The organism is Streptomyces solincola (assembly GCF_002982015.1).
GTDB classification, from domain to species: Bacteria; Actinomycetota; Actinomycetes; order Streptomycetales; family Streptomycetaceae; genus Streptomyces; species Streptomyces solincola.
The window spans coordinates 1-7,793 of sequence record NZ_PVLV01000226.1; the positions used below are offsets into that span (position 1 = coordinate 1).

The 7,793-nt window shown below is 76.5% G+C and carries 7 protein-coding genes; 5 read left to right on the top strand and 2 right to left on the bottom strand.

From position 1 onward, the window contains the following. The first annotated feature begins 1 nt into the window (after position 1). Positions 2-715, top strand: coding sequence for an SDR family NAD(P)-dependent oxidoreductase (locus tag C6N75_RS16040; RefSeq protein ID WP_258177444.1), 714 nt, complete (start codon positions 2-4; stop codon positions 713-715). A 75-nt stretch (positions 716-790) separates the two neighbouring features. Next, on the top strand, positions 791-2,254 hold the full coding sequence (mptB, locus tag C6N75_RS16045) for a polyprenol phosphomannose-dependent alpha 1,6 mannosyltransferase MptB (protein WP_105869588.1): 1,464 nt from the start codon (positions 791-793) through the stop codon (positions 2,252-2,254). Between the two features lie 4 nt (positions 2,255-2,258). On the opposite strand, the gene C6N75_RS16050 is transcribed toward mptB, so the two are convergent. Together C6N75_RS16050 and C6N75_RS16055 are read right to left on the bottom strand one after the other, a co-directional pair. Next, positions 2,259-3,869 carry an N-acyl-D-amino-acid deacylase family protein gene (locus C6N75_RS16050; RefSeq protein WP_105869589.1) on the bottom strand — a complete coding sequence of 537 codons (1,611 nt, stop codon included), beginning with the start codon at positions 3,867-3,869 and terminating at the stop codon, positions 2,259-2,261. 14 nt (positions 3,870-3,883) lie between these two features. After that, positions 3,884-5,188, bottom strand: coding sequence for an alanine racemase (locus tag C6N75_RS16055; RefSeq protein ID WP_407703229.1), 1,305 nt, complete (start codon positions 5,186-5,188; stop codon positions 3,884-3,886). A gap of 338 nt (positions 5,189-5,526) precedes the next feature. On the opposite strand from C6N75_RS16055, the gene C6N75_RS16060 reads away from it, so the two are divergent. The 3 genes from C6N75_RS16060 to C6N75_RS16070 are packed head-to-tail and all read left to right on the top strand — an operon-like array spanning position 5,527 to position 7,687. Continuing rightward, positions 5,527-6,498 carry a sugar kinase gene (locus C6N75_RS16060; protein WP_407703230.1) on the top strand — a complete coding sequence of 324 codons (972 nt, stop codon included), beginning with the start codon at positions 5,527-5,529 and terminating at the stop codon, positions 6,496-6,498. Beyond that, the gene (locus tag C6N75_RS16065; protein ID WP_105869591.1) at positions 6,495-7,271 is read left to right on the top strand and encodes an IclR family transcriptional regulator; all 777 of its coding nucleotides are present in this window, start codon (positions 6,495-6,497) and stop codon (positions 7,269-7,271) included. Before C6N75_RS16060 ends, C6N75_RS16065 begins: the two co-directional genes overlap by 4 nt. After that, complete coding sequence (locus C6N75_RS16070) at positions 7,268-7,687, top strand: RidA family protein (RefSeq protein ID WP_105869592.1); 420 nt, start codon at positions 7,268-7,270, stop codon at positions 7,685-7,687. Before C6N75_RS16065 ends, C6N75_RS16070 begins: the two co-directional genes overlap by 4 nt. Positions 7,688-7,793: the final 106 nt, after the last annotated feature.

The window sequence follows — 7,793 nt, forward strand, 5'->3', positions numbered from 1 at the left end:
GATCGGGGCGGCGCCCGTACGGCGGCTGGCGGCCGAGGGCGCACGGGTGCTGGTCGCCGACGTGGACGAGGACGCGGCCCGGGAGACGGCCCGCGGGGTGGACGGGGCGGTCGCCTGGCGCTGCGACGTGGCCGAGGACGCCAGTGTGCGGGCGGCGGTGGCGCACGCCGTGGAGAGCTTCGGCGGGCTGGACGTGCTGGTCTCCAACGCGCTCGGGCCCACCGCCGACGTGCCCGAGGTGAGCGGGCTGACCGACGAGCTGTGGCAGCGCGCCCTGGACGTCACCCTCACCGGGGCGCTGCGCTGCGCCCGGGCCGCGCTGCCGCACCTGGCCGCCTCCGGGCGCGGCGCGATCGTGCACATCGGCTCGGTCAACGCCGACCAGTCCTTCGGCGGCCACGCCTACAGCGCCGCCAAGGCCGCTCTCGCCTCGCTCACCCGCACCCTCGCCGACGAGGCCGCCGCCGACGGCGTACGCGTCGACCAGATCAACCCGGGCACCGTCCGCACCCGCGCCTGGGCCGGCCGCGAGGAGCGGCTGCGCGAGCTGGCCGAGCACGTCTACCCGCTGGGCCGGGTCGGCGAGCCGGAGGACGTCGCCAACGCCGTCGCCTTCCTGGCCTCGGCGGACGCCGCCTGGATCACCGGGGCCACACTGCGGGTGGACGGCGGGATCACCGCGGTCAACACCTCCTTCAACCGCACGGCCGGGTAGCCCCGGCCCTCGACCGGACGGCCGGCGGGACCCGCGTCCGGGGCGGGCGGCGGGTCCCGGATAGGTTGACCGGTCATGTGGGCACGGGCAGGGAGCGCCGCCGGGGCGCGGTGGCTGGGTTTCGCCGGGGCGGTCGCGATGGCGGCCGGCGGCTGGACGGCCGGCGCCCTGCCGGCGCGCGACCCCTGGGGCGTGTGGACACCGCACGGCGCCGGAGCCCAGATCGCCGGCGCCCTGCTGGCCTACGCCGGGCTGACCGTGCTGCTCGCCGCCTGGTGGGCGTACGGGCGCAGTGGCGCGGGCGTGCGGCACACCCTGCGCACCCTCGGCTGCTGGGCCGCGCCGCTCGCCCTCACCCCGCCGCTGTACAGCGCGGACGTGTACAGCTACGTCGCCCAGGGCGCGATGGTGCTGGAGGGGCACGACGTGTACCAGGCCGGGCCTTCGGTACTCGACCCGGCGGGGCCCGGCGGGGACGCGGCCGCCAGCGTCGGCGGCAACTGGCGGGACACCCCCGCCCCGTACGGCCCGCTCTTCCTGCTGCTGGCCCGGGCGGTGGCGGCGGCGACCGGCGGCGCCCTGGTCCCGGCGGTGCTGGCGCTGCGGCTGCTCGCGCTGGCGGCGCTGGTGCTGATCGTGTGGTCGGTGCGCCGGCTGGCGACCGACCGGCGGGAGGCCGGGGCGCTGTGGCTGGGGGTGCTCAATCCGCTGCTGCTGATGCATGTGGTGGGCGGCGCCCACAACGACGGGCTGATGATCGGGCTGGTGCTGGCGGGGCTGGTGTTGGCGCGGCGCGGGCGGTGGGTGGCCGGCAGCGCGGTGATCGGGCTGGCGGTGATGGTGAAGTCGCCGGCGGCGCTGGCGCTGCTGTTCACCGGGGTGCTGGCCGGCCGGGCCGCCACCGGGTGGCCGGTCGCCGCCCGGGTGGCCAAGGGCCTGCTCGGGCCAGGGCTGGTCGCCGCCCTGGTCGTGGCCGCGACGAGCGTGGCGGCGGGCACCGGGTTCGGCTGGACGCACACCCAGGGCGTCGCCTCGGCCATCCACACCGCGCTGTCGGTCAGCAGCGATGCGGGGCTGGCGCTGGGGGAGGGGCTGCGGCTGCTGACCGGCGCCGACCCGGACGCGGTGAAGGCGGCGGTGCGGACGGCCGGGCTGGCGGTCGCGGCCGGGGTGATCGGGTGGCTGGCGCTGCGGTCGGCGCGCGGACGGCTGGAGCCGGTGCTCGGGTTCGGGCTGGCGGTCACCGCGCTGGTGGTGCTCTCGCCGATGGTCCAGCCCTGGTACCTGCTGTGGGGGCTCGGCGCGGTCGCCGCCGTCCGCTGGGACGGCCGGGCGGGGCGGGTGCTCGCCGTGCTCACCGCCGCGCTCGCCTACGAGACCCACCCCTCGGGGGCCACCCCCTGGTACGGCTTCCTGCTGGGCGCGCTGGCCGGGCTGGCCGGGTGGCGGCTGCTGCGCAGCGAGACGGCGGGCGCCCGACCCCGGACGCTGCCGGGGCAGCGCACGGGCCGGGCGGGCCGGGCCGGCGCCCGGACGTAGCGGCTCACAGCGGCGTACGGCGCACCGCGCGGCCGGCCAGCACGTCGGTGCGGCGGCCGTCCTCGACGGTGAACCGCCCGTCGATCAGGACGTACGGGATGCCGGTCGGCAGGGTGCGGGGCCGCTCGAAGGTGGAGCCGGCCGCGACCGTCTCCGGGTCGAAGAGCACCAGGTCGGCCCGGTAGCCCTCGCGGACCAGGCCCCGGTCCGGCAGCCGGAGGCGGGCGGCCGGGCGGGAGGTGAGGTGGGCGACCGCCTCCGGCAGCGAGAGCACACCCAGCTCGCGGGCGTAGTGGCCCAGGTAGTGCGGGAAGGTGCCGTAGGCGCGCGGATGCGGCTTGGCGCCCTGGAGGATGCCGTCCGAGCCGCCGGTGTGCACCCGGTGGCGCATGATCGCCCGGACGTTCTCCTCATGGCCGACGTGCTGGAGGATCGTGGTGCCCAGGCGGTCGCCGATCAGCAGCCGGCGGGCCGTGGTCCACGGGGCCTCGCCGCGCGCCTCGGCCGCCGCCCGTACGGTCGTGCCGACGTAGCCGGCGTACGCCGGGTCGGAGACGCCGGAGACCTCGATGGTGTCCCACTCGATCGGCACCCCGTGGCAGCCGTCCGAGCCCAGCTCCTCCAGATGGCGGCGGATCTCCTCCGCCCCGGTCTCGTCCGCCAGCCTCGCCAGCACCGCCTCCGGGCCGCCCTCGCCCGCCCAACTGGGCAGCATCGCGACCAGCGTGGTGCAGCCCGGGGTGTACGGGTAGGTGTCCAGGGTGATGTCGGCGCCCTCCGCCAGCGCCCCGTCCAGCAGGGCCAGCAGGTCGCCGGCCCGGCCCTTGTTGACGCCGAAGTTCATGGTGGCGTGGGCGAGGTGCAGGGCGCAGCCCGCGCGCCGGGTCAGCGCCACCATCTCCGCGTACGCCTCCAGCGCCCCGGCGCCGTAACTGCGGTGGTGCGGGCAGTAGTAGCCGCCGTAGGAGGCCACCACCCGGCACAGCTCGGTCAGTTCGGCGTCGGCCGCGTACATCCCGGGGGTGTAGGTCAGCCCGGAGGACAGCCCCACCGCGCCCTGCTCCAGGCCCTCGGCGACCAGGTGCCGCATGGCGTCCAGCTCGCCGGCGGTGGGCGGGCGGTCCTCCCAGCCCATGGCGTGCATCCGCACCGTGCCCTGCGGGATCAGGTAGGCGGCGTTGACGGCGATGCCCTGGCCGTCGAAGCCCCGGTCCAGCCGGTCCAGATAGCCGCCGACCGTGCGCCAGTCGAAGTCGACGTCGGAGCCGTCGCCGTTCCAGCCGGTGATGGCGGACCGCACCTGGGCCAGGGTGCGGTCGTCCACCGGGGCGTACGACAGCCCGTCCTGGCCCAGGACTTCGAGGGTCACGCCCTGCGCGGCCTTGGCGCTGTGGTCCGGGTCGCGCAGCAGCGCCAGGTCGCTGTGCGCGTGCATGTCGATGAAGCCGGGGGAGAGCGCGAGGCCGTGCGCGTCCAGGGTGCGCCGGCCGGTCAGCGCCGGCTCGCCCTCCCGGCGCAGCGCGGCGATCCGGCCGCCGCTGATCCCGGCGTCGGCGCGGTAGGGGGCCCCGCCGCCGCCGTCGACGACCGTCGCGCCCCTGATCACCAGGTCCATGGCTGCCCCGACTCCTAGAAGAACGTGCGGATGTAGTCGGTGACCGTGCCGTCCGCCTCGACCAGCGGGATGAGCTGCCACTTGTCGAAGACGGTGCACGGGTGGGAGAGCCCCAGGCCGACCCAGTCGCCGACCTCCAGCTCCGCGCCCGCCTCGGTGGCCAGCCAGCCGTGCTGGTCGGAGAGGCCGGTCACGGTGATCCCGTCGGCGGGGCGGACCGAGCCGTCCCGGGCCGAGCGGACCACCTGCGCCACCGGCAGGTGCAGGTCGTAGGCGGCGTCCCGCTTGCCCGCGTTGACGAACGCCTGCCCGGGGTTGGGCCGGGACACCACCTGCGCCCACAGCCGGAACGCCGGCCGCAGGGCGCCCTCCTCGGGCACCCGGTTGAACGGGGTGAGGTGGTGGTAGTGGCCGTCGTCGTGGGAGACGTACGCCCCGGAGCGCAGCAGCTTCAGCGCCGGGCGGGACAGCTCGGGCAGCTCGGCGAAGACCTCGGCGACCGTGTCGAACCAGGCGCTGCCGCCCGCGCTGACCACGATCCGCTCCACGTCCGGCCCGAACCGCCCGGCGGCGTCGAAGGCGGCGGCCAGCGCGGTCAGCCGGCGCAGCCAGGCGCGGACCGCGTCGGGGGCGGCGTCCGGCACCTCGGCCTCGTAGCCGGCCACGCCGACCAGCCGCAGGGTCGGCGCGGCGGCGACCGCGTCGGCGACGGCGGCGCAGTCCGCGTCGGTACGCGCCCCGGTGCGGGCGGCGGCCCCGGCGCCCAGCTCCACCACCACGTCCACCGGCCGCCCGGACCCGGCCGCCGTCAGCGCCTGGTCCATCAGCTCGACGCCGCGCACCGAGTCCACGTACGCGACGAACTCGAACTCCGGGTCGGCGTCCAGCTCACCGGCCAGCCAGCGCAGCGCGGCGGCGTCCACCAGCTCGTTGGCCAAGAAGATCCGGGAGACCCCGAACGCCCGGCAGACCCGGACCTGGTGCGGCACGGCCACCGTGACGCCCCAGGCGCCGTAGGCCATCTGGCGGTCGAAGAGCTGCGGGGCCATGGAGGTCTTGCCGTGCGGGGCGAAGGCGAGCCCGTGCCGCTCGGCGTAGGTCTCCAGCAGGCGCAGGTTGTGCTCGACCGACTCGGCGGACAGGGCGAGCACCGGGGTGGTGAACCCGCCGGTGAACAGGGACCGGCGCTCGGCGGCCAGTTGCCCGACGGTGCGGCCGTCCGCGTCCGGCGGGAGCCCCTTGAAGCGGTGGTCGACGCGCTCGGCGTCCAGCGAGTCGGCCTGGGAGCCGGCCAAGGGGTCGGCCTGGGAGCCGGCCAAGGGGTCGGCCAGGGAGTCGGCCAAGGGGTCGGCCTGGGAGTCGGCCTGGGGGTCGGCGGCCACGGTGCCCTCCGGTGCGGTACGAGTGGTGTTGCATTATGTGCAACGGTCATTGCGTATGGCGCTCACCGCTGTCTAGCATCCGGCTCGTCGCCGGGTCAACGGCCCCGCATCCGCACCGACCGCGCCGCCCGGCCCCGTACGCCCGACCCCGCACCCCGATCCCGCCCCGCCGTGAGGAGCCCACCGTGACCGCACCCGGCACCGGCCCAGCCACCGAGGCCGCCGCTCCCGCCGGCGGCCCGGCGGACACCGACGTCGTCTGCCTCGGCGAGTCCATGGTCACCTTCCTGCCCTCGCGGCCGGGGCGCCTCGCCGACGTGCCGTCGTTCACCCGCACCATCGGCGGCGCCGAGTCCAACGTGGCCTGCACGCTGGCCGCCGCCGGACACCGGACCCGCTGGGTCAGCCGGGTCGGCGCGGACGGTTTCGGCGACCACCTGGTGGCGGCGATCGCCGCCTGGGGCGTGGACACCTCCGCCGTGCGGCGGGACCCGGCCCGCCCCACCGGCGTCTACTTCCGCACCGCCACCGACCGGGCCTCCGGCGCGCACGAGGTGCTGTACTACCGGGCCGGCTCGGCGGCCTCCGCGATGACCCCGGACACCCTGCGGCCCGAGCGGCTGGCCGGCGTGCGCGTCCTGCACCTGTCCGGGATCACCGCCGCCCTCTCGTCCGGCTGCCTCGACCTCGCCCGGGCGCTCACCGCCCGCCGCCCCGGCCGGCCGCTGGTCTCCTTCGACGTCAACCACCGCCCCGGACTGTGGCCCGAGCCCTCCCGGGCCCGGGTGCTGCTGGAGCTGGCGCGCGGCGCGGACCTGGTCTTCGTCGGCGAGGACGAGGCCGCCGACGCCTTCTCCCTGCACGGCCCGGACGCCGTGCGCGCCGCCCTGCCCGAGCCGGACGTGCTGGTCGTCAAGCGCGGCGCGGACGGGGCCGTGGTCTACGCCGCCGGCGACGGCCCGCTGCACGTCCCCGCCCCCCGGGTGGACGTGGTCGCGCCGGTCGGCGCCGGGGACGCGTTCGCCGCCGGGTTCCTCTCCGCCACCCTGCGCGACCTGCCGGTACGCGACCGGGCCCGGCACGGGCACCTGGCGGCCGCCGCCGCGCTCACCGTCCCCGGCGACCTCGCCCCGCCGCCGCCCCGGGGATACGCCGACCGGCTCGCCGCCCTGGACGAGGAGGCCTGGGGGACACTGCACCTCGGCCCCGGCTGGACGGGGGCAGACCAGGAGGGACGCACACCATGAGCCAGACCGTCGACCGGGCGCTGAGCATCCTGCCGCTGCTGGCGCGCGGCCCCGCCGACCTCGGCCAGGTGGCCGCCGCCCTCGGCGTCCACAAGTCCACCGCGCTGCGGCTGCTGCGCACCCTGCACGAACACGGCCTGGTCTACCGCCAGGAGGACCAGCGCTACCGGCTCGGCGCCCGGCTCTTCGCCCTCGCCCAGGAGGCGGTGGAGAACCTCGACGTGCGCGAGGTCGCCCACCCCCACCTCGTACGCCTCGGCGAGCAGACCGGGCACACCGTGCACCTGGCCGTCCACGAGGACGGCGAGGTGCTGTACATCGACAAGGTCGACAGCCGCTACCCGGTGCGGATGTACTCCCGCATCGGCAAGCCCGTCGCCATCACCGTCGCCGCCGTCGCCAAGCTGCTGCTCGCCGACCTGCCCGAGCCCGAGCGCCGCGCCGTGGCCGGCCGGCTCGACTACCCCCTCTACACGTCCCGTTCGACCCCGCACGCCGCCGCCTTCCTCAAGGAGCTGGCGACCGTGCGCGAACAGGGCTGGGCCGCCGACCTCGGCGGCCACGAGGAGTCCATCAACTGCGTCGCCGCCCCCGTGCGCGGCGCGGACGGCCGGGTCGCCGCCGCCATGTCGGTGTCCGCGCCCAACGTGGTCGTCACCGCCGAGGAACTCCTCACCCTGCTCCCGCTGGTGCGCCGCACCGCCGACGCCGTCAGCCGGGACTACTCAGGAAGCGCCCCCCGAAAGACAACCGGCAAGGAAGAAGCACCATGACCGACCAGACCGCCGCCACCAAGACCGCGCTCACCCCGCCCACCCACACCACCCCGCCGGCGAAGTTCTCGCACGGCGTGCGCAAGGGCAACCTCCTCCAGGTCGCCGGCCAGGTCGGCTTCCTGCCCGCCGTCGAGGGCCAGGCCCCCACCCCCGCCGGGCCCACCCTGCGCGAGCAGACCCTCCAGACCTTCGCCAACGTCGAGGCCATCCTCAACGAGGGCGGCGCCACCTGGGACGACGTGATGATGATCCGGGTCTACCTCACCGACACCGGCCACTTCGCCGAGATGAACGAGATCTACAACGACTACTTCAAGGATCTCGCCGTCGCCCCGGCCGCCCGCACCACCGTCTACGTGGGCCTCCCGGCCGGCCTCCTCATCGAGATCGACGCCCTCGCCGTCCTCGGCTGACCCGCCCCCGCTGACAGGACCCCGCTCCGGCACGGCGCCGCACCCCACGGCGCCGTGCCGGAGCGGGGTCCTGTCAGCGGGGGCGGGTCAGCCGAGGACGGCGAGG